Here is a 20,034-nt window from a genome sequence, read left to right on the forward strand (position 1 = left end):
GATTTGGCTTGCTTTCTAGTCCTTTTCCTCTACGATCCACCAATCCTTGAGCTCCCTCATTCTCAAACTTCCGTACCCATGAATACACCTGTTGATAGGAGATGTCAAACTTCTCAATAGCTGCTTGATAGTTTTTCTCGTGAGCGATCGTGAAGGTGACAATCTCCAGACGTTCTTCAAATGTGGTCTTGCGTCCTTTGTTCATACGGCTTTGTCCTTTACTTGTGGATGTTAATTCTTTACCACTAGTATACCGTTTTATCCAGCTTCTGAGAACATAAGGGGCAGAGATATGATAGTTTGAACAGATATCTCTTAAGGAACCTTTACCAGCTAGATAGTCTTGAACAGCTTGTTCTTTTAACTCAGACGAATAGTGTTTCCAAGTTCGACTCTCCTTAAGACCGTCTATACCGAACTCCTCATATTTCATTTTCCAAGACTGGATTGTTTGATGATCGACCTGATAGCGTTTACTAAGTTGGGTAAGCGACTGTTCTTGGTGAAGTAATAAGCAAACAATTTCTAACTTTTCTTCTACTGATTTTGGACTTCTTTTGGACATGTGAAAACTCCCCTTATAGTGTCTAGTGAATTTTGGTTTTTTCACTGTCTACTATATGGGGAGTATATCAGTAGAAGGGCTTGTATATCGGTTATAAAGTAGACGATAATTCCAGCAACCGATACAATAAAAGTAACGATGAAATTGATCGTCAGTGATCGTTGTTCAATAGTTTTTTGCACTAAATAGTCCTCCTTTTATATTAGTTTACCACTCTATTATACCAAAGATGTGTCATTTTCACAAACGGGTCTCCTATCAGTAGCTGGTTTATCGCTTCCTATTTAGTAAAAGTAACTAATACTCTGTTCATTTCAAAACATAATTTTTTTGATCTTTTCTTAGTGTAGTGCGGATGGAAGCAACCTCCTTCGGAGTTTCATTCCTAATTTTTGAGCCTAGAAATGAGAAAGCGAAATTGACAAAATCGATTTCTACGAAATCACAATTGAGTCCCACTCCCAATAATACCACTACGGTGAAAAAATCCTTTTAATACTCGTCAAAAATCAAAGTCTGATATCGTTAACTCATCTTGCTTCAACAGCCCGGTGGACTGTTGAAGGTTAGAAATATAGGTTATGTCATAATCCTCAGCTAACATTAGTCCGAACTAGTGGTTCAGTGGAGACGAGCTGCGCTCGTTCTATTTCCAACCTTCCACAATTCTCAATTGTGGAAGGTAGTCAGATTTTGATTTTTATAGAGTATAATCTCACTTTGTTCGCTCTAAACTATGGAATCTTATTTTGCTATTCGATACATCGTGTTATTTTTTGATTTTGGATGAGTATAAAAAACGATGTCACTTTTTGTGCGTCTTGGAGTCAAAAAGACCAATCCCTGTTTGGTATAGGAATTGGTCAAGGAGTTTTATCATATAATCGTTGGTTTGATTTCTATTACACTAAACCTTGTGCAATCATAGCATCTGCGATTTGTTCAAAGGCAGCGATATTGGCACCAGCAAGGTAGTCCTTGCCGAGGTTATATTTCTCAGCGGTTTCTTTTGCGGTGTTGAAGATGTTAGCCATAATATCTTTCAAGCGGTTATCCACTTCTTCGGCAGTCCATGAAAGGCGGAGGCTGTTTTGGCTCATTTCAAGTGCAGATACAGCAACACCACCAGCGTTAGCAGCTTTGGCAAGTCCATAAAGGACACCATTTTCTTGGTAAGTATGAATAGCATCCAAATTGGACGGCATATTTGCACCTTCAGCGACACAGTAAACACCATTTTTTACAAGGCGAGCAGCTGCTTCACCGTTGATCTCGTTTTGAGTGGCACATGGAAGGGCAATGTCTGCTTTTCCGTCATAGGTCCATACAGAACCTTCGTGATACGTTGCAGTTGGTTTTTCAGCAGCGTATTCGGTCAAACGAGCGCGGCGGTTATTTTTGATCTCGCAAAGAAGGTCAAAGTCAATTCCAGTTTCATCGATGATATAACCATTTGAATCAGAAACAGAAATGACAGTTGCACCGAGTTCAGTTGCTTTTTGAACGGCAAATTGTGCCACGTTTCCAGAGCCAGAAACAAGGACAGTTTGACCATTGAAGGATTTACCATTTGCTTGTAGCATATTGTCAGTGAAGTAGACAAGTCCGTAACCAGTTGCTTCTGGGCGGATCAAGCTACCACCAAAACCGAGTGGTTTACCTGTCAAGACACCAGCATCAAATTGGCGAAGGCGTTTGTATTGACCGTACATGTAGCCAATTTCACGACCGCCGACACCGATGTCACCAGCTGGTACATCAAGAGACGGTCCGATATGTTTTTGCAATTCTGTCATGAAACTTTGGCAGAAACGCATGATTTCAGCATCCGTCTTACCTTTTGGATCAAAGTCAGATCCACCTTTTCCTCCCCCGATTGGCAGACCTGTCAAAACGTTTTTGAAGATTTGCTCAAAACCAAGGAATTTCAAGATAGATTGGTTAACTGTTGGGTGGAAGCGAAGCCCGCCTTTGTATGGTCCAACAGCTGAGTTGAATTGCACACGGTAACCACGGTTTACTTGGACTTTGCCATCTTTATCTGTCCATGGTACACGGAAACTGATGATGCGCTCAGGCTCAACAACGCGGGCCAAGATGTTTTCAGTAATATACTCTGGGTGCGCTTCAAAGACAGGCTCAAGCGTGTTGAACAATTCTTCAACAGCTTGCAAAAATTCTGTCTCATGTGGATTGCGTGCTTTCACAGCTTCAAAGGATTGCTGGATATAGTCTTTTGCAGTTGTCATAGGATTCTGTCACCTTTTCTAAATAGGATACTACTCGTAAACAGTCACTCTATTGCTGTTCTATTTTTGGATGGAAGAGCCTATCAGAGTGTTGTTTTCAGATAGAATAGTCCGAATATTAAATTTTCAGACAATTTAATATTTACGGTTGCTATTATAGCACCAAGTTTTCTAATTGTAAAGTAAAAAATGAAATATTCTGACAACAATTGGGAGGAATGTTTCTTAAAGGTTATTCTTTTCCTGTTTTTCAATGTATTCACGATATTTTTTATGGGAGTTCATCAGCTCTTCGTGTGTTCCGATTCCTGTTACACTTCCTTGATCTAAGAAAATAATTTTATCAACAGATGTAATAGTTGATAATTTATGTGTAATAAAGATGAGTAATTTATCTTGCAACGAATGTTTAATATAATGTAGAACCTTTTCTTCAGATTCAACATCTAGATTTGCAATGGCTTCATCAAAAATATAGAAGTCTGCCTTACGTAGCATAGCTCGAGCAATCTGTAGCCGTTGTTTTTGCCCTCCAGATAAGCCAGCCCCATTTTCTCCTAAAATGGTGTTTAACCCGTCCTTGAACTTTTCGATTTCTGAAGTCAGATTGACACAATCTAGAGCCGTCTTCAGTTCTTGTTCACTTATTTCTTCTGTCAATCCGAGAGTGAGATTTTCTAAAATAGTGCCTGAGAAGAGTTGATTTTCTTGAGTAACTAATGAGAGATGTTGTCGTAAGAAGCGGGTATCTATTTCTCGGAGAGGAACATGATTGAGGGTAATATCTCCGCTGTAATCAGTATATAATTTAGTAACAATATCAATAATAGTCGATTTTCCGGCACCAGAGGGTCCTACAAGAGCGACTTTTTCACCTTTATGTATTTCAAAGTTAATATCAGAAAGGATATTTTCTCCTCCATAAGAAAGAGATAGGTTAGAGGTGCTGAGATGATAGAGGGAATCAGGAGTGCAGGTGATAGAGCCATTTTCTTCTTTAGGAGCCTGTATATATTGCTCAACAAGCTCTAAGTTTTCCTTTGTTTTTTGTAGCTGAGCTCCAAACTGTCCAATAGCACTGAAGGGAGAGAGAAGCTGAAACAAATAAACTAGGAATGAAATTAAGGTTCCAGTTGTCAGAGTTGAAGTAGCCACCCGATAGCCACCATATGCAAATAAAAGTCCAATGATGCAGATAACAAGTAAGGTCATGAGAGGTTTTATGAAGGCTTCTACAAGTCCCAATTTAATTGAGTGGCGATGGATATGATTATTTTTTTCTTGGTAGCGTTGACTAATTGCTTGTTGGAGTTGATTCAGTTTAATGAGCTTGATATTTTGGAAGATTTCAATGAGAAAACCAGAGAGAGTCGCCAAACTTTCTTGCTTTTGTTTTGTATATTTTCCGCCAATGAGAGCAATAGGTGCTAGGAGAGCGATTAAAATAATGAGGCCGCCAAACATAACAAGTGTTAGTTGCACATCTAGGCGGAATAGCATAATAAATGATAAGCAGATTAGTAGGAGAGAAGAAAGTGCTTCGGTTAATGTTTGGCTCAGAAAAACACGAATATTTTCAGTATTAGAAATCATTTGACCGCCTAATTCCCCGCTTAGGTGGTCTTTGAAAAAAGTTAATTTATTTGACAAGATTGCTTCAAGAGCCGTCTGTCTTAGAGTTGTAATTTGAGCTTCAGCATAATGTACAGTAGCTAAAGAGGATAAAAAAGAAAGCGTCAGGTTCAATACCAGTAAGATTCCTATAAAGCTAATTTTATGTAAATTGAATTGGTGATTATCAACTATGGTTCGAATAGATTCGGGGATAAAGACATAAGAAATAGTTGATGCTAGGGCAGTAACTATTCCGAAAAAGAATAATACTCGACTTTTGTGACTTGTTGGGAAAATTAGTTGTTTCATAGTGTTTCCTCCTGAAGTAATGATAGGCACCATACACAATAAAATGTATTTTTTAGTAGTTGAGAGTTGGGAGTTTTCCCTAAGAAAGGATGATTGTGACCAAAATATCCGTTGTCGCTCTGTAAGGTAGTTATGAACGAGTAAATTTCTCTTTTAGTCACTACTGGTAGGCACTCGTTAAGATTTAGCAATATTAGAACACACATAACAAATTCACATAGTTGATAATTTCTAGCGAAATACACTGAAAATGAAGTGATAACTTCATAGAGTATACGTTGATACGCACTTTGTTCAGTAGTATAGCGACTCCAAAAATAAAGACTATACAGTGTATCAATATCCATTTTTTGGGAAAGTAAGGAGTAGCGGATGTTACTTTGGATAGAGTGTAGAAAATACTCCTTCTCTGAACGGTTCAGTAACTGGAGTCTATCCTTGATGTATATGATTCTAAAACCAAATTCTGAAGGTGAGGTGGACTGGCATTCTTCTGCCAATATCTGTTTGAAGTGTATGATCGAAGTATCATTGGTTGTTAATTCTATAAGAAGTTCAGGAAAAATATCATCAATTTCTTTGTATGAAATAGTTGAGAAGTCTATTGCTTCTTGTAAAAAGGCTAATAGTAACTTGGAGTTGATATTGTCGTTTTCTTTCAACCAACTGCTCAGTTTGTGTTGATTAGGTATCATAGGAGAGTTCCTCTAGTAAATCTAGTAGTATAGGGGAAAAAATTGTATTATTAGATAGCTCTGTTTTTACAATAATCTCTTTATACTGTTCTAGTGTTAAAAAATTATTGTTGGGAGATTGTATGCAATCATAGGAAAATTTGCGAGTTCTTACCTTAGTCACATCTATACAATAAGAGTTGATTTCACTTGTTAAAAAGTTTAGTTGACAGTGCAAGGTTGTGAACCAATTCATTTCAAATTCATTTTTTTGTATAATATCTTGATTATACAAAGCTGTTAGTTTTGAATAATCAAGAGGGATGCCAATTGTTTTTGCTGCTAGGAATAGGTGGATATGTTCCTTGATATAGACGGGGTAAATATTTAACAGCGCTTCAATATCTGTGTTCGCCAAAAAGTAGCAAAGTAACTCTTTAATTAAATTATTAGAAGAATTATATAGAAATGTTTGATTGAAAGAGAATACTAAATCATTATAGATTTCTAAGAGTTTACAAAAATCGACATAGGTATCTAAATCGAATTCTGTGCTTTTGAAAAGTGTTATTAAATCTTGTCCTGATAACATAGTAAGACTCCTAAACAAACAAGTGTAGTGTGGTAGTTGTTCCGAAATTCTTCATAATCGGTGTTATATTGATACTCTATAGGGGCAGGGAAAGAGCCGTTTTTATTTTGATTTTCGATAATAAATTGTATAGAATATTCAATGATTTCAGTGATGTCTGTATCAATTTTTAAGAATAGTGCAGCAAGTAGTAGCTCTGCCAGTATATCTAAATCTTTTTCGATTATCCTATCTCCGATAAGCGAGGTTAGCAAGCCGATATAGTCCTTAGGAGAATTATCTAAGTAATAGCTATTACCGAGATCGCTGATATAGAAAATAGTATGAGTCAAACTATACATTGCATTAGGGGTATAGTAAAATCGCGGTAAATTTTTTCCTAGGACAGTTTGATGAAAGAGGTTATTGTAACTATCTAGATTATCATTTATTCCTACTTTTGAAATGGAATATTTTAAATCAATCATTCTGAAGGGAACTTTTTCGATTTGCGAATCAATTTTTTCGATTTCAATTATTCTAGTTAGATAGTCCTTAAAAATATTGAGAGACTTTCGTTGAGCAAATTCTTCTAAAATGAGTAGTCCAGGAAGATTGTGAGTGTTGTCTTCAACTAACCTAATAAGTAGATCTTGCTGGGTAGGGTCATTTAGTTTCCCTTCTAAAAAATGCTCAACGAACTCTAAATGGTGTAGTTCAACTTGTCGTTGTGATAATAAATTGTATAGAAAAGCCAACTCAACAAAAGACTTGAATTGAGTATCTGCATCATCCTGAAGTAATTCTTCTATAAAGAAATGATTAATGTTCGTTTTAATGTATTCGATGGTTTTTGATATTATTTTTTGCATGAAACACCTCTTAATAGAGTTAAAGCCAAATAAAGGCTTTAACTCCACATATGATAACATAATCTTAGGAGGCTGATATTTCTATGGTTTACTAGATAAAGGGACTAGCTCGGAAGAAATCTCTTCTAATTTTCTTTAAAAGCAGTTGTTTTAAATGTCTTATAAATAAAAGCATAGCCACTCCAAGCAACGATTCCACCAGCTTGAACTTGAATTGAGTCGTTTTGGGGTTTGAAGGGGATAAAGATATTATTCGTTTCTTTGTCAATAATGTTTTTTAACATAGTTATGCACTCCTTTTTCGGTGTTTTTCGCCCAAGATTATATCATAGCTCATTATATATATTTATATACTATTCGTCAATAGGTAAATGCAAAATATTCTGAATATTCTTTCTGGACTAGAATAAATCACTTGATAAAAATAAGAGTCCCGGTTGATGGAGGCTACCTTTTAGAAGTACTTTATGATAAAATGAAAAAAAGAAAATTTTGGAGGACGCTATGCCATCAACCAAGACACAAATTGCTGGTTTTCCGTTTGAAAACTGCTTGATGAATGCTGCGGGGGTTGCCTGCATGACCATTGAGGAGTTAGAAGAAGTAAGATTGTCCCAAGCAGGAACCTTTGTGACCAAGACTGCTACTTTGGAAGTGCGTGTTGGCAATCCTGAACCACGTTATCAGGATGTTCCGCTTGGATCGATTAACTCGATGGGTTTGCCAAATCAAGGTCTGGATTATTATTTGGACTATCTCTTGGATTTGCAGGAAAAAGAATCTCATCAAACCTTCTTCCTCTCCTTGGTTGGATTGTCTCAGGAAGAAACCCATACGCTGTTAAAACAAGTGGAAGCGAGTGATTTTAAGGGCTTAACCGAGTTGAATTTGTCCTGTCCAAATGTACCAGGAAAACCGCAAATTGCCTATGATTTTGAGACGACAGAAGCTATTTTAAGAGAGGTATTTAGCTACTTTACCAAACCTCTTGGCATCAAGCTGCCTCCTTACTTTGATATGGCGCATTTTGATCAGGCGGCAGCGATTTTTAACCAATTTCCGCTCGCTTTTGTCAATTGTGTCAACTCCATTGGGAATGGTCTGTACATTGAGGATGAGTCGGTTATCATTCGTCCCAAAAATGGATTTGGAGGAATCGGTGGCGAATATATCAAGCCGACAGCCCTTGCGAATGTCCATGCTTTCTACCAACGGTTAAAACCAGAAATCCAAATTATTGGCACTGGGGGCGTTCTGACAGGTCGTGATGCCTTTGAGCATATCCTTTGTGGAGCCAGTATGGTACAGGTTGGGACAACTCTTCATAAAGAAGGAGTCGCAGCTTTTGAGCGGATTACGGCAGAATTACACAGCATTATGGCAGAAAAAGGCTACGAAAGTCTAGAGGATTTTCGTGGGAAATTGCAGTATATGAATTAAACAAAACAGGTGAAAACCAAGAGATTTTCACCTGTTTTTCATAGGAGTTGCCTAGCTTTTTTGGTAATAATAGCGTATACTGGAAGAAAGGAGGTTTGTATGATGAAAAGAAGACGAGATCGCATAGGAAAACGGAGACGGAAACAGCGAAAAAGATGGATAAGACAGTTTTTGCTCCTACCGCTATTGGCTTGCTTGGCAGTGGGCTTGTTTTATGGTGGAAAGTCGCTATTAGTCTTGTTTCCTCGTGAGAGCGATGTGGCCCCATCATTGGAAACGACGGCATCATCAGCGCAGCAGGAGACGATTCAGACTGCAAGGATTATGGCGCATGGGGACTTGCTCTACCATGACATTGTCTACTGGAGTGCGCAACAGGCCGATGGTCAGTATGATTTTACAGAGAATTTTACCTATGTCAAACCTTGGATTGAGCAGGCAGATTTTGCCATAGCAGATTTTGAGGGAACTATCTCGTCAGATTATCCTTTAGGTGGATACCCGCTCTTTAATGCCCCGGCATCGGTTGCAACGGCTATTCAACAGACAGGATACGACTTGGTTGATTTGGCCCACAATCACATTCTTGATTCTCAATTATCTGGTTTGCAGTCAACAGTTGATACTTTTAGGCAGGTTGGTGTGGATACGGTAGGAGTGTACCGCGATGGGAATCGCTCTACAGCACCAATCTATATCAAGGAAGTCAATGGGATTAAAATCGCTGTCCTTGCCTATGCTTATGGATTTAACGGCATGGAGGCAAACCTCACGCAAGAAGAACAGGACAGCTATTTATCTGACCTCAATCTGGAAAAGATAAAATCGGAAATTGAACGAGCTGAAGCAGAAGCTGATGTAACGATTGTCATGCCGCAGATGGGAATTGAATATCAGTTAGAGCCAACAGAAGAGCAGATCACCCTCTATCGTCAAATGGTAGAATGGGGTGCAGATATTATCTTCGGAGGGCATCCGCATGTAGCAGAGCCAACTGAAATCATCGAAAAAGATGGAGAACGAAAACTCATCGTTTATTCAATGGGGAATTTTCTGTCCAACCAGCGCATGGAAACCATGGAAGGAGTCCAAAATTTTCAGTGGACCGAGCGTGGCGTTTTAATGGATGTTACCCTTGAAAAGAAAGAAGGAAAGACACGCATTCAGACGGCAAAAGCTCATCCAACCTGGGTCAGCCGTGTGCCAAAAGAAGGAACAGACTTGTTTACCTATCAAACCTTTGTCCTTGAAGACTTTATCGAGGGCGGACAGCATCGTCATCTGCTCGATGAGGAAACTAAGGCGCGGATAGACCTTGCCTATCAAGAAATGAATGACTTTATGAGATTAAACTGGTGATGGAGTACCAGTTTATGGGTTAGCGTAGACACGGACCTTCTATTAAAGAGCAAAGGATGTAGGAATGAAGATAAGAGCAGTTGTAACGGATATGGATGGTACCTTTTTAGATGAGCAAGGAGGATTTGACCGGATTCGTTTTGATCATGTCTTGGAGCAGTTGGAAGAGCGGCATATTCCCTTTATTGTCGCAAGTGGCAATGGTCTAGAACGTTTGCTTGATCTCTTTGTAGGCTTTGAAGACCGGATTTTCTTTCTAGCGGAAAACGGTGGTCTTTTTTATCATAAGGGGCAAACGATTTTTCGTAAGACCTTGGACCGTCATCTAATAGAAGAATTGATTCGTCATTATCAACCAAGGGTAGCAGACTATTGTTTAATGGTTTCAAGCGATACGGCGATGTATATTGATGAGCAGGCTCCCCAGCCTTTTGCGGAAGTAGACTTGGGGATTACAGCAGAGCAACTTCAGGCCTTTTGGGCTAAGATTGTCCGACTGCCAAGTTTACTTGAACTGCCAGATAATGCTGTGATTACGCATGCAGGCTTTTGGGTGCCAGAAGAACTGGTTGCAGATTTGGTGACGGATTGTAATAGAGTGTTTGGAGAGCACTTATTTGCTGTCACAAGTGGATATGGTTCGGTGAGTATGTTGCCAAAGGGTGTCCATAAAGCTTGGGGGTTGGAACAAATCTTGCAACCGCTTGGTATTGATGCTAGTGAGGTTCTGGCCTTTGGAGATAGTGATAATGATTTAGAACTGTTGGCCTATGCAGGCTATTCCTATGCCATGAAAAATGCGTCTGAGCGTGTTCAGGCTACGGCTAAATTTTGCGCACCCGCGCATACAGAACAAGGTGTCTTACGTGTGATAGAAGATGAAGTTTTAGGAGTGTGAGTCATCCTAGTGAAGCTATTCTTGTTTGAGAATGGCTTTTTCATTTATTGTCAGGGAAAATGGAGTGTGTTATACTGGTTTATTATGATGAGAATAAAACAGTTACATGCCATGCTTGCCATCGCCCTTCTTTCCGGTGCTTTTCTGAGTGTTGTCTTCCTACGACCCAAGCTGAATCAAACGAGCTATGTGCAATCGACGACCCCTACTCTCTTTTTTCACGGCTATGGCAGTAGTGCTAATGCAGAGAAGCATATGACTCAAGCAGCGAGGAAAGCCGAGGTGACGAAGACGGTTATTCGAGCAGATGTGAATGAATATGGGGAAGTTACCTTGATTGGCAAGATTCCTAAAGGAGCGATTAATCCGATTGTGGAGGTCAATTATCAAGACAACCGCAATGCAGATTATCATCAAGATGTCCGTTATGCCAAGGCTGTCGTGATAAAATTACAAGAAACGTATGGATTTAGAGAAATGAACATGGTTGGTCATTCCATGGGGAATATGTCTATTCTTTTTTACCTCTTGGATAATGCCCATGATAAGAGTCTGCCTCAGTTAAAGAAGTCCGTTCATATTGCTAATCATGTCAATGGTTTAGAGGGAAGGGATTTACCCGCAGATCCTAGTTTAGATGAGAAGACAGGTCGACCTAAAGAGATGAGTGTCAGTTATCAAGAGTTGCTTGCCTTGCGGGACTCCTATCCTAAGCAACAAATTGAAGTTTTAAATATTTATGGTGATCTGGCAGACCAATCCGATGGCTCTGTTTTGAATGTCTCGTCAAAGAGTTTGAAGTATCTGGTTTCTGAAAGGGCAAAATCGTATCAAGAAGAGAAAATGACGGGTAAAGGTGCCCAACATAGCCAATTGCATGAGAATCCAGAGGTGGATAGACTATTGATTGATTTTTTGTGGGGAGTAAACTAATTTAGTGGATCCGTTCAACTTGGATTGAGAAATAAGGAAGTGAGGAATACGGGAGTGTCCTCGCTTTTTAGTTTTTAGGCTCGGGTTGAAAAATCTCCCAGACTAATCTTGCTTTCTTATTTCTAGGCTCGGGTTAAAACAATCCACTGGATTGTTTTAATTCCCTACACTGCTGAATTTTTTCATGCCATGTTTGAAGAGGGTGTAGTTGAGGGCAAAGATGATGAGGACAACGAGGGGGAGGAAGAGTCCGATTGAGTTGATGTTTAGGAAATGAAGGGCTGGGAAGTAGGAGGTAAAAGCGTAGGGGAAGACGAGGGTAAGGAGAAGCTGGATGGCGGTTGGGTAGATGCGAATTGGATATTGCGCCATTTGATTGAGTGAGAAAATACTCATGGTGATAGGGAGGGATTCGACAATCCAAAAGGCAAGTGCAGTTGGTCCTAGCTGAATGGCTGCATAGAGTAGACCGATACAGATGCAACTTAGGGTAAACAAGAGATAATCTGTCACTCCCCAATGGAGTTGTAAGAGCTGATAGGCCTTACTCGTTGCGATGATGCCGATGAGGGTTGTTCCAAATCCTTGCAGCTGAACCCGCTCTGAAATGAGTTGAAAGAGGGGATTGACGGGTAAAATCATCAATCGCTCAAATTCTCCTTCACGAATGTAGCGACTACCAAACATCCATAAATTGTCAAAGAAAATCAAATGAATAGACCGTCCAATGGTTGAAATACCGTAGATAAAGAGCATTTGGCCATAAGAAAAGCCTGCGATTTCCTTGATATTTCCAAAGAGGACATTAAGGAAAATGAGATAGACTACTTGTTCCATGAGAGAAGACAAAAGCCCGATAAAGAAGTCCATACGGTAGGACATGGCCGCAATCAGAAAGGCTTTGATATTGTAATAATAAAGTTTTGCATATCGTTTCATCGTATCTTACCCTCCAAAAATGACCAGTCGTTTTCTAGCTTTTTGCCAGAGGACATACATGATTCCAGCTAGCAGAGGTAGCCAGATGAGTTGTACCCAAAAGAGACTCGTGTCCACTTCTTTTCCCAAAAGGATATTGATTGGAAAATTAACCGCAAAGCTATAGGGCAGAAAGCTGAGAATTTTTGCAATCGGCGCAGGATAAAAACTTAGAGGCAAGAGAACACCAGCTGATAGATTGAAAATGCCCTCTCGTAAGATAAAAAGTCCCCAAGTGTTGACCGTGTAAAAGGAAAGCAGTCCGAATCCCAAGTCCATGAGCTGCACCATGAACATACCCAGGAGACTGGTCACCAGAAAGATTCCCCAGGTTTTTACATCGGGCAAATAAAAGTCAGGATTGACGATCGGAACGACAAGTAACACCAATATGAATTTTCCAGCTTCGATGATTTTCATGCCAAAATCCTGAAAGAAAAGGGCGGTAATGGGAGAGTAGGGATAGAGTAGTTCGCCTGTAATATCCCCTCTGGCGATGGATTTAGCCAAGTCGCGTCCAATCCCAAAGCTATTGAGATTATTCAAGAGATTGGCAAAAAGAATGTAGGTGGTAAAGGTTGCAAGGCTGTAGCCGTTGACCTCCGACTGGCTAGCAAAAATCGTTTTCCAGACGAAGAGGGAAACGAGGATTTTTACCAGCATAGAGACGAGTGAAGCCACAAAAAAAGACTTGTACTGTAGCTGAAGTAGGAGCATTTGTCGTGTCACATGAAGATACTTAGCCATGCAGTCCCTCCTCGTAGATGCGCTTGACAATCTGTTCAATCGTGACCTCTTTTATGGTCACATCTTCAATTGGGTACTGGGCAAAAGCCATCTGAATAATGTGGGCGTTGCTATGGTGTTCCGTCTGGTAATGAATCTCAAAATGATGCGAATCAATCTGCTCCCATTCAAGATAAAGGGCTTCTAGCGATGTTTCAATGGCGACATGGGTCGCAAAGGCAATGGTTTTAACCTTGGAAAAATTCTCTTTTAAATGGATGAGACTGCCGTCATAGACTTTTTGTCCCTTATCAATGATGACAATGCGCTCGCAGAGGCTTTCGATATCCTGCATATCGTGGGAGGTGATGAGGAAGGTTGTCTGATATTCCTCATTCATGGTGCGAATGAAGTTGCGAATCTGCTCCTTGACGCTGGCATCCAGTCCAATGGTCGGTTCATCCAAAAAGACCACAGCAGGCTGGTGAAGGAAAATCGCTGCAAATTCACACTTGACCCGCTGACCAAGAGAAAGATTGCGGACAGGTTGGTGGAGAATCGTGTCTAACTCTAAAAGTTCCGTCAGCCGTTTGAGGCGTTCTTGGTAAAGCTGGTCTGGAACATCGTAAATCTTGGCATGAAGAAAAAAGGATTCAATGACAGGAATATCCCATCTTAGGTGGGATTTTTGGCCAAACAAGACACCGATTTGTCGATTGACAGCAGTTCGTGCTTTGGCTGGTTCCAGACCGTTAATCAAGACTTGCCCTTGATCGGGATAAAGTACCCCGGTTAGCATTTTGATTGTTGTCGATTTTCCGCTCCCATTTGAGCCGATATAGCCAATGATTTCTCCTTTTTTAACGGATAGAGAAATATCCTGAACAGCTGGGATATAGCGTTTTTTAGGCTGAAAGAAGGATTTTATCGAGCCTAGTAGGCCCGCTTCCTTATCAACAATTGCGTAAGTTTTTGATAAATGATAAGCTTCAATCATGACAACTCCTTAACTAGCATAAAATCAACTAAGAAAACGTTTGCTTAGTTGATTATACTATATCCGTCTTAGACAGACAAGAAATAATCGGTTTGCTAGACAATAGGAAAAAATGGTATTTTCTGCTTCTTCATTTTATTCGTGATTCTTGGTTAAATATGACAGAACACTCATAGATAATCTACGGAAGAACTATTTTAATAAGTTTTATATTGAATATTTTCTGTAGAACATGGTAAAATAGAGTAATTATTTTTAAATAAATGAGTGAGATGAGATGAACAAGTATCAAACCGTTTGGAAGTTTTTAGGGCAGACCTTGCTGTATTTCGTGATTTTTCTAGCCCTATTGTACTTTTTTTCCTACCTTGGACAAGGTCAAGGCGGCTTTATTTACAATGAATTTTAGAGGTGTATAGTGACACAGTTGATGATAAAAGATATGATTGAAACGATTGAGCAGTATGCGGCGACTCAGCCAGATTTTCCTGTTTATAATATTTTGGGTGAGGTGCATAGCTACCGTGATTTAAAAGAAGATTCGGATAGCCTAGCAGCTAAAATTGACAGCCTTGGCTTACCTGCAAAATCTCCTGTTGTAGTCTTTGGTGGGCAAGAGTATGAGATGCTAGCGACCTTTGTTGCTCTTACCAAGTCGGGTCATGCCTATATCCCGATTGACAGTCATTCAGCCTTGGAGCGTGTGTCTGCGATTCTTGAAGTGGCAGAGCCTAGCTTGATTATCGGGATTGCAGATTTTCCAATGGAGGTGGCAACACCTCAGCTTACGTTATCTGAAGTCAAGGATATTTTCGCTCAAAAAACGGCTTATGACATCACGCATTCGGTCAAGGGAGATGACAATTACTATATCATTTTCACCTCTGGAACGACTGGTAAGCCAAAGGGGGTGCAAATTTCGCATAGCAATCTACTTAGTTTTACCAACTGGATGATTACCGATAAGGAGTTTGCGACACCAGAAAGACCGCAAATGCTAGCCCAGCCACCTTATTCTTTTGACTTGTCGGTCATGTACTGGGCACCAACTCTGGCTCTTGGTGGCACTCTTTTTGCATTGCCAAGTAGCATGGCACAGGATTTCAAGAAATTATTTGCAACGATTTTGGAGTTGCCGATTGCGATTTGGACCTCAACACCTTCCTTTGCGGATTTGGCAATGTTGTCCGAGGATTTTAATGCGGAAAAAATGCCACAGATTACTCATTTCTACTTTGACGGTGAGGAATTGACGGTGAAAACGGCTCAAAAACTCCGCGATCGTTTCCCACATGCACGCATTATCAATGCTTATGGTCCGACTGAAGCAACCGTTGCTCTTTCAGCGGTTGCTGTGACAGATGAGATGTTACAAACCCTTAAACGCTTGCCAATCGGTTATACCAAGGCGGATTCGCCAACCTTTATCATTGATGAAGCAGGCAATAAACTGCCATTTGGTGAGCAGGGAGAAATCATCGTTTCAGGTCCTGCCGTCTCAAAAGGCTATATGAACAATCCTGAAAAGACGGCTGAAGCCTTCTTTGAATTTGAAGGATTACCAGCCTATCACACAGGAGATGTTGGTTCGATGACAGTAGAAGGCCTCCTTCTTTATGGCGGGCGGATGGACTTCCAAATCAAGTTTAACGGTTACCGTATTGAGCTGGAAGATGTCTCTCAAAACCTCAATAAATCCCAGTATATCAAGTCAGCAGTAGCTGTGCCACGCTATAATAAGGACCACAAGGTACAGAATCTCTTGGCCTATGTGATTCTGAAAGAGGGTGTCCGTGAACAATTTGAACGAGATATTGACATCACTAAGGCCATTAAGGAAGACTTGGAAGACATCATGATGTCGTATATGATGCCGTCGAAATTCCTCTATCGTGAGAGCCTGCCTTTGACCCCAAATGGCAAGATTGACATCAAGGGCTTAATCAGCGAGGTAAACAACCGATGATGGACTTTGTCAACCAACTTCCGCATTTGGAACCCTACGGAGATCCGCAGTATTTTGTCTATCTAATTGCTGCCGTTTTGCCTATTTTTATCGGTCTCTTTTTTAAGAAGCGCTTTGCTTGGTATGAAGGGGTGGTCAGTCTAGCCTTTATTGTTTTTATGTTGACAGGAACTAGCGCGGCTCAACTTGTTGCCCTCTTCTTTTATGTCATGTGGCAAACTAGCTGGGTTTTCAGCTACAAATGGTATCGAGCGAAAAAAGATAACAAGTGGGTCTTTTATCTCCATACAGCGCTTGCTGTTTTTCCACTTTTTATGGTCAAGGTGACTCCGGCGATTTCAGGTCACCAATCACTTTTTGGTTTTCTAGGGATTTCCTATCTGACCTTCCGATCAGTTGGGATGATGATTGAATTGCGAGATGGGGTATTGACAGAATTTACGCTTTGGCAATTCTTACGCTTTTTGCTCTTTATGCCAACCTTCTCAAGTGGGCCGATTGACCGTTTCAAGCGATTTGAAGCAGATTATACGACGATTCCAGATAAAGATGAGCTACTGGATATGCTAGAAGTTGCAGTTCGTTCTATCATGCTGGGATTCTTATATAAATTCATTTTAGCCCATATTTTTGGCTCGATGATCTTGCCACCGCTCAAGCAATATGCCCTGTCCCAAGGTGGTTGGTTTAACCTACCGACCTTAGGTGTGATGTACGCCTTTGGTCTTGATTTATTCTTTGACTTTGCAGGTTACTCCATGTTCGCCATTGCGATTTCTCATCTCATGGGGATTAAAAGTCCGAGAAACTTTGACAAGCCCTTTCTCTCTCGCGATCTCAAAGAATTTTGGAATCGCTGGCACATGAGCTTGTCTTTCTGGTTCCGTGATTTTGTTTTTATGCGGTTAGTTATGGTGCTTATGCGCAATAAGGCTTTTAAAAATCGAAATACCACCTCAAGTGTGGCTTACCTACTCAATATGCTGGTCATGGGCTTCTGGCATGGAGTGACTTGGTATTATATCGCATATGGTCTTTTTCATGGCCTTGGTCTAGTGGTCAATGATGCTTGGGTTCGGAAGAAAAAAACGCTCAATAAAGAACGGAAAAAAGCAGGACTTGCTCCTCTCCCAGAGAATCGCTTACTTCAAGCGTTAGGGATTGTGGTCACCTTTCACGTTGTCATGTTATCATTTTTAATCTTTTCTGGATTTTTAAATGACCTGTGGTTTAAGAAATAAAAAAGGAGTTTTCCTATGGATATTAAAGCAGAAGTAATCGACATTATTGATGAATTGTTTATGGAAGATGTCTCAGACATGCTGGATGAAGACTTGTTTGATGCTGGTGTCCTAGACAGTATGGGAACAGTGGAGCTGATTGTCGAAATCGAGTCTCGTTTTGACATCCGTGTACCTGTGTCTGAATTTGGTCGTGACGACTGGAATACGGCTACTAAAATCATCCAAGGGATTACGGAGTTGAAAAATGCTTAAACGCTTATGGCTCATTTTAGGTCCGGTCTTTTGCGCAGCCTTGCTGGTTGTCCTGTTATTGATTGTTTATCCGACCAATCTTGACCACAATTTTGAAGTTGAAAAACGTTCGGCGGTCACCCTAACAGCTCGTAGTTTCAAGGGACGGACACAGAAAGTTCGTGCCTTGACGGATCCTGACCACCGTTTTGTTCCTTTTTTTGGCTCCAGTGAATGGTTGCGCTTTGATAGTATGCATCCGTCTGTTTTAGCTGAAAAATATGACCGTCCCTACCGTCCTTATTTGTTGGGGCAACGTGGCGCGGCCTCTTTGAACCAATACTTTGGAATGCAACAAATGTTGCCAGAATTGGAAGGTAAGACGGTCGTCTATGTTGTTTCTCCTCAGTGGTTTACCAAGAAAGGCTATGAGCCCAGTGCCTTTCAGCAATATTTTAATAGCGATCAGTTGACAAGTTTTTTAAGTCAGCAAGGTGGGGATGAGGCTGCACAGCATACAGCTGAACGCATTTTGCAGCTCTATCCCAATGTGACGATGGCAGATATTGTTAAAAAAGTAGCAAAAAAGGAAACCTTATCATCTTCAGAGAAACAGCTTATTAGTCTGATGACACGTTTTAATCAGCGGCAAGATTATGTCTTTAGTAGTTTAACCTCTGAAAACACTGGAAATTTTGAGCAACAAGTGTTACCTAAGCTCAACCAATTACCAGATCAATTTTCCTATGAAGAGTTGGAAAAGGTTGCCATTCAAGAAGCAAAAGAGCGCACCAAGTCTAATGACTTAGGGATTGATGATCATTTTTACAAGCATCGATTAAAGGGCAAGATTAAAAAACTAAAAGGCTCACAAAAGAATCTGTCCTATATTAAGTCACCTGAATACAATGACTTGCAGCTGGTCTTACAACTCTTTGCCCAAAGGAAGATAAATGTTCTCTTTGTCATTCCACCGGTCAATGAAAAGTGGATGGCTTATACAGGTCTGCGTGAGGAGATGTACCAACAGACTGTTGAAAAGATTAAATATCAGCTAGAAAGCCAGGGTTTTACTAATATTGCCGACTTTTCAAAAGATGGAGGAAAATCTTATTTTATGGAAGACACGATTCACATAGGTTGGCTCGGTTGGTTAGAGTTTGACAAGGCGGTGGATCCTTTTGTTAGAAATCCCAAACCAGCTCCAGACTATCATATCAATCCCGCCTTCTTCAGTAAAGAGTGGGCTCAATATGATGGTAATGTGAAAAATTTTTCGCTCGACGATAACCAATAAGGAACGAAAATTGTTTTTTCGTTCCTTATATTTTTAGAGTTTCAAAGCTAGTCCACATAAACAGATAATTGATTGTTGAGCCAGCTATAAAGCAGTCCAATGACCAATCCACCACCGACATAGTTTCCAAGACCTGAGAAAAGGAAATTAGAAAGGACTGAAGGGAAATTCATACCTTCGACAGGTCCGCCATTTGAAAAGAAGGCGAGAGAGAAGGTGGAGAAGTTGGCAATCACGTGCTCAAAACCAAGAAAGGCAAAGATAAAGATGATGAAAATCACTGCGATCGCCTTTCCTGCATCATCCTTCATCTTAAGAAAGACAAAAACAGCAATATTGACTACCATGTTGGCAAAAATCCCTTCGATAAACTGAGTCAATGGTGTTTTGGCAATCTTGGCAATCGTGCCTTGTATCAGATAACTATCCATAGCCACATGTCCAACAGAGTATGGAGCAGTCTGCGCTAGTAAGAAGCAGACGATAACTGCACCAATAAAGTTAAAAAAGATACAAGTTGCAAGAATCTTCAGGGCTGTTTTGGTTGGGATAACCTTGCGATAGATGGCCACCGTCATATACATCATATTCGATGTGCCGAGCTCTGCATTCATATAAAGAATCATAAGGAGCCCCCAGCCAAACATGAGACCGTAGCTGAATTTGCCAAGGCCTGCTGACACCTGCTCTAGCTTGTCAGCCGTGTAGAGCGCAATGGCAATTCCGAGCGCTAGATAGACACTTGCAAAAATAGAGCGGAGGGCATATGCCCAATAATTGCTTTCAATCAAGTCAGCTTTTTTCTTGATGCTTTTATCGATTGTATACATCAATGTTGGAGATTGTTCTGCCATACTGTTTCCTATCTTCCTATCTTTCTATCATTGAGAAGTTTATCACAATATAAGATTATACCAAAAAATCAGGGAAAATGTAAGGGCTTTTATAAAGAAAATACCGCTTGCAAGTTATTCTGCTTTATTAGCTAAATTTCAAGTTCAAGTTAGCCAGTCTGTAAAAATTCTCTAGGAGATTTGTAACCCAATATCTTCTTTGGATAGTTGTTAATCCAGTTTTCAATAAATGCGACTTGTTGTTGCGTCGCATTTTT

Annotated in this window: 18 protein-coding genes and 2 pseudogenes; 9 read left to right on the top strand and 11 right to left on the bottom strand. The window is 40.2% G+C overall.

The features are described 5' to 3' along the window. The 6 genes from ABPH35_RS07150 to ABPH35_RS07175 form a co-directional block, all read right to left on the bottom strand. Nucleotides 1-565 (bottom strand): transposase (locus ABPH35_RS07150; RefSeq protein ID WP_368849685.1); only part of this gene is annotated, 565 nt, incomplete at its 3' end. A gap of 902 nt (nt 566-1,467) precedes the next feature. Continuing rightward, a complete protein-coding gene (gene gdhA / locus ABPH35_RS07155; protein ID WP_349989137.1) occupies nt 1,468-2,814 on the bottom strand; it encodes an NADP-specific glutamate dehydrogenase in 1,347 nt (448 codons plus the stop codon). 225 nt (nt 2,815-3,039) lie between these two features. After that, a complete protein-coding gene (locus ABPH35_RS07160; protein WP_349989136.1) occupies nt 3,040-4,737 on the bottom strand; it encodes an ABC transporter ATP-binding protein in 1,698 nt (565 codons plus the stop codon). 684 nt (nt 4,738-5,421) lie between these two features. Continuing rightward, nucleotides 5,422-6,003 (bottom strand): hypothetical protein, encoded by a 582-nt coding sequence (locus tag ABPH35_RS07165; RefSeq protein ID WP_349989135.1) that lies wholly within the window; start codon nt 6,001-6,003, stop codon nt 5,422-5,424. Next, nucleotides 5,982-6,854, bottom strand: coding sequence for a DUF6895 family protein (locus ABPH35_RS07170; protein ID WP_349989134.1), 873 nt, complete (start codon nt 6,852-6,854; stop codon nt 5,982-5,984). The genes ABPH35_RS07165 and ABPH35_RS07170 overlap by 22 nt, the downstream gene beginning before the upstream one ends. 125 nt (nt 6,855-6,979) lie before the next feature. Continuing rightward, a complete protein-coding gene (locus ABPH35_RS07175) occupies nt 6,980-7,138 on the bottom strand; it encodes a hypothetical protein (protein ID WP_349989133.1) in 159 nt (52 codons plus the stop codon). Between the two features lie 220 nt (nt 7,139-7,358). On the opposite strand from ABPH35_RS07175, the gene ABPH35_RS07180 reads away from it, so the two are divergent. The 4 genes and pseudogenes from ABPH35_RS07180 to ABPH35_RS07195 all read left to right on the top strand — a co-directional run. Further along, entirely contained in the window at nt 7,359-8,294 is a 936-nt protein-coding gene (locus ABPH35_RS07180; RefSeq protein WP_349989132.1) for a dihydroorotate oxidase, read from the top strand. 102 nt (nt 8,295-8,396) lie between these two features. Then, nucleotides 8,397-9,653 carry a CapA family protein gene (locus ABPH35_RS07185; RefSeq protein ID WP_349989138.1) on the top strand — a complete coding sequence of 419 codons (1,257 nt, stop codon included), beginning with the start codon at nt 8,397-8,399 and terminating at the stop codon, nt 9,651-9,653. 64 nt (nt 9,654-9,717) lie between these two features. Continuing rightward, nucleotides 9,718-10,551, top strand: a complete 834-nt coding sequence (locus ABPH35_RS07190) for a Cof-type HAD-IIB family hydrolase (RefSeq protein WP_349989131.1) — start codon at nt 9,718-9,720, stop codon at nt 10,549-10,551. A 168-nt stretch (nt 10,552-10,719) separates the two neighbouring features. Beyond that, nucleotides 10,720-11,484, top strand: a pseudogene (locus ABPH35_RS07195) (alpha/beta hydrolase); the annotation flags it as partial. Between the two features lie 156 nt (nt 11,485-11,640). Here the strand turns inward: ABPH35_RS07195 and ABPH35_RS07200 are convergent. Genes ABPH35_RS07200 through ABPH35_RS07210 form a run of 3 tightly spaced genes read right to left on the bottom strand, consistent with a single transcriptional unit; the run spans nt 11,641 to nt 14,185 of the window. Next, a complete protein-coding gene (locus ABPH35_RS07200; protein WP_349989130.1) occupies nt 11,641-12,423 on the bottom strand; it encodes an ABC transporter permease in 783 nt (260 codons plus the stop codon). Nucleotides 12,424-12,429: 6 nt separating this feature from the next. Next, a complete protein-coding gene (locus ABPH35_RS07205; protein ID WP_349989129.1) occupies nt 12,430-13,209 on the bottom strand; it encodes an ABC transporter permease in 780 nt (259 codons plus the stop codon). Then, nucleotides 13,202-14,185: an ABC transporter ATP-binding protein gene (locus ABPH35_RS07210; RefSeq protein WP_349989128.1), complete on the bottom strand. Its 984-nt coding sequence runs from the start codon at nt 14,183-14,185 to the stop codon at nt 13,202-13,204. Before ABPH35_RS07210 ends, ABPH35_RS07205 begins: the two co-directional genes overlap by 8 nt. 277 nt (nt 14,186-14,462) lie before the next feature. Between ABPH35_RS07210 and ABPH35_RS07215 the strand changes: the two genes are divergently transcribed. From ABPH35_RS07215 to dltD, 5 genes are read left to right on the top strand one after another with little or no spacing between them, the layout of a single operon-like run. Next, entirely contained in the window at nt 14,463-14,594 is a 132-nt protein-coding gene (locus ABPH35_RS07215; protein WP_349989126.1) for a teichoic acid D-Ala incorporation-associated protein DltX, read from the top strand. A gap of 21 nt (nt 14,595-14,615) precedes the next feature. Next, nucleotides 14,616-16,151, top strand: a complete 1,536-nt coding sequence (dltA, locus tag ABPH35_RS07220) for a D-alanine--poly(phosphoribitol) ligase subunit DltA (RefSeq protein WP_405054567.1) — start codon at nt 14,616-14,618, stop codon at nt 16,149-16,151. Beyond that, on the top strand, nt 16,148-17,392 hold the full coding sequence (gene dltB, locus ABPH35_RS07225; protein ID WP_349989124.1) for a D-alanyl-lipoteichoic acid biosynthesis protein DltB: 1,245 nt from the start codon (nt 16,148-16,150) through the stop codon (nt 17,390-17,392). The genes dltA and dltB overlap by 4 nt, the downstream gene beginning before the upstream one ends. Before the next feature lie 15 nt (nt 17,393-17,407). After that, a complete protein-coding gene (gene dltC, locus ABPH35_RS07230; RefSeq protein ID WP_349989123.1) occupies nt 17,408-17,647 on the top strand; it encodes a D-alanine--poly(phosphoribitol) ligase subunit DltC in 240 nt (79 codons plus the stop codon). Further along, nucleotides 17,640-18,923, top strand: coding sequence for a D-alanyl-lipoteichoic acid biosynthesis protein DltD (gene dltD / locus ABPH35_RS07235; RefSeq protein WP_349989122.1), 1,284 nt, complete (start codon nt 17,640-17,642; stop codon nt 18,921-18,923). The genes dltC and dltD overlap by 8 nt, the downstream gene beginning before the upstream one ends. Nucleotides 18,924-18,970: 47 nt before the next feature. Here the strand turns inward: dltD and ABPH35_RS07240 are convergent, their stop codons facing one another. Beyond that, the gene (locus tag ABPH35_RS07240) at nt 18,971-19,777 is read right to left on the bottom strand and encodes a formate/nitrite transporter family protein (RefSeq protein ID WP_349989121.1); all 807 of its coding nucleotides are present in this window, start codon (nt 19,775-19,777) and stop codon (nt 18,971-18,973) included. A gap of 149 nt (nt 19,778-19,926) precedes the next feature. After that, nucleotides 19,927-20,034 (bottom strand): annotated as a pseudogene (locus ABPH35_RS07245) (IS30 family transposase); the annotation flags it as partial.

Origin of the sequence: Streptococcus handemini (genome assembly GCF_040984445.1) — a bacterium.
Lineage (GTDB): Bacteria > Bacillota > Bacilli > Lactobacillales > Streptococcaceae > Streptococcus > Streptococcus handemini.

Coding starts and splice junctions, on each gene's coding strand:
- ABPH35_RS07185 (WP_349989138.1), top strand. CDS start 8,397: ATGAAAAGAAGACGAGATCGCATAGGAAAACGGAGACGGAAACAGCGA.
- ABPH35_RS07165 (WP_349989135.1), bottom strand. CDS start 6,003: ATGTTATCAGGACAAGATTTAATAACACTTTTCAAAAGCACAGAATTC.
- ABPH35_RS07170 (WP_349989134.1), bottom strand. CDS start 6,854: ATGCAAAAAATAATATCAAAAACCATCGAATACATTAAAACGAACATT.
- ABPH35_RS07190 (WP_349989131.1), top strand. CDS start 9,718: ATGAAGATAAGAGCAGTTGTAACGGATATGGATGGTACCTTTTTAGAT.
- ABPH35_RS07200 (WP_349989130.1), bottom strand. CDS start 12,423: ATGAAACGATATGCAAAACTTTATTATTACAATATCAAAGCCTTTCTG.
- gdhA (WP_349989137.1), bottom strand. CDS start 2,814: ATGACAACTGCAAAAGACTATATCCAGCAATCCTTTGAAGCTGTGAAA.
- dltC (WP_349989123.1), top strand. CDS start 17,408: ATGGATATTAAAGCAGAAGTAATCGACATTATTGATGAATTGTTTATG.
- dltD (WP_349989122.1), top strand. CDS start 17,640: ATGCTTAAACGCTTATGGCTCATTTTAGGTCCGGTCTTTTGCGCAGCC.
- ABPH35_RS07240 (WP_349989121.1), bottom strand. CDS start 19,777: ATGGCAGAACAATCTCCAACATTGATGTATACAATCGATAAAAGCATC.
- ABPH35_RS07210 (WP_349989128.1), bottom strand. CDS start 14,185: ATGATTGAAGCTTATCATTTATCAAAAACTTACGCAATTGTTGATAAG.
- ABPH35_RS07205 (WP_349989129.1), bottom strand. CDS start 13,209: ATGGCTAAGTATCTTCATGTGACACGACAAATGCTCCTACTTCAGCTA.
- dltA (WP_405054567.1), top strand. CDS start 14,616: ATGATAAAAGATATGATTGAAACGATTGAGCAGTATGCGGCGACTCAG.
- ABPH35_RS07180 (WP_349989132.1), top strand. CDS start 7,359: ATGCCATCAACCAAGACACAAATTGCTGGTTTTCCGTTTGAAAACTGC.
- dltB (WP_349989124.1), top strand. CDS start 16,148: ATGATGGACTTTGTCAACCAACTTCCGCATTTGGAACCCTACGGAGAT.
- ABPH35_RS07175 (WP_349989133.1), bottom strand. CDS start 7,138: ATGTTAAAAAACATTATTGACAAAGAAACGAATAATATCTTTATCCCC.
- ABPH35_RS07160 (WP_349989136.1), bottom strand. CDS start 4,737: ATGAAACAACTAATTTTCCCAACAAGTCACAAAAGTCGAGTATTATTC.
- ABPH35_RS07215 (WP_349989126.1), top strand. CDS start 14,463: ATGAACAAGTATCAAACCGTTTGGAAGTTTTTAGGGCAGACCTTGCTG.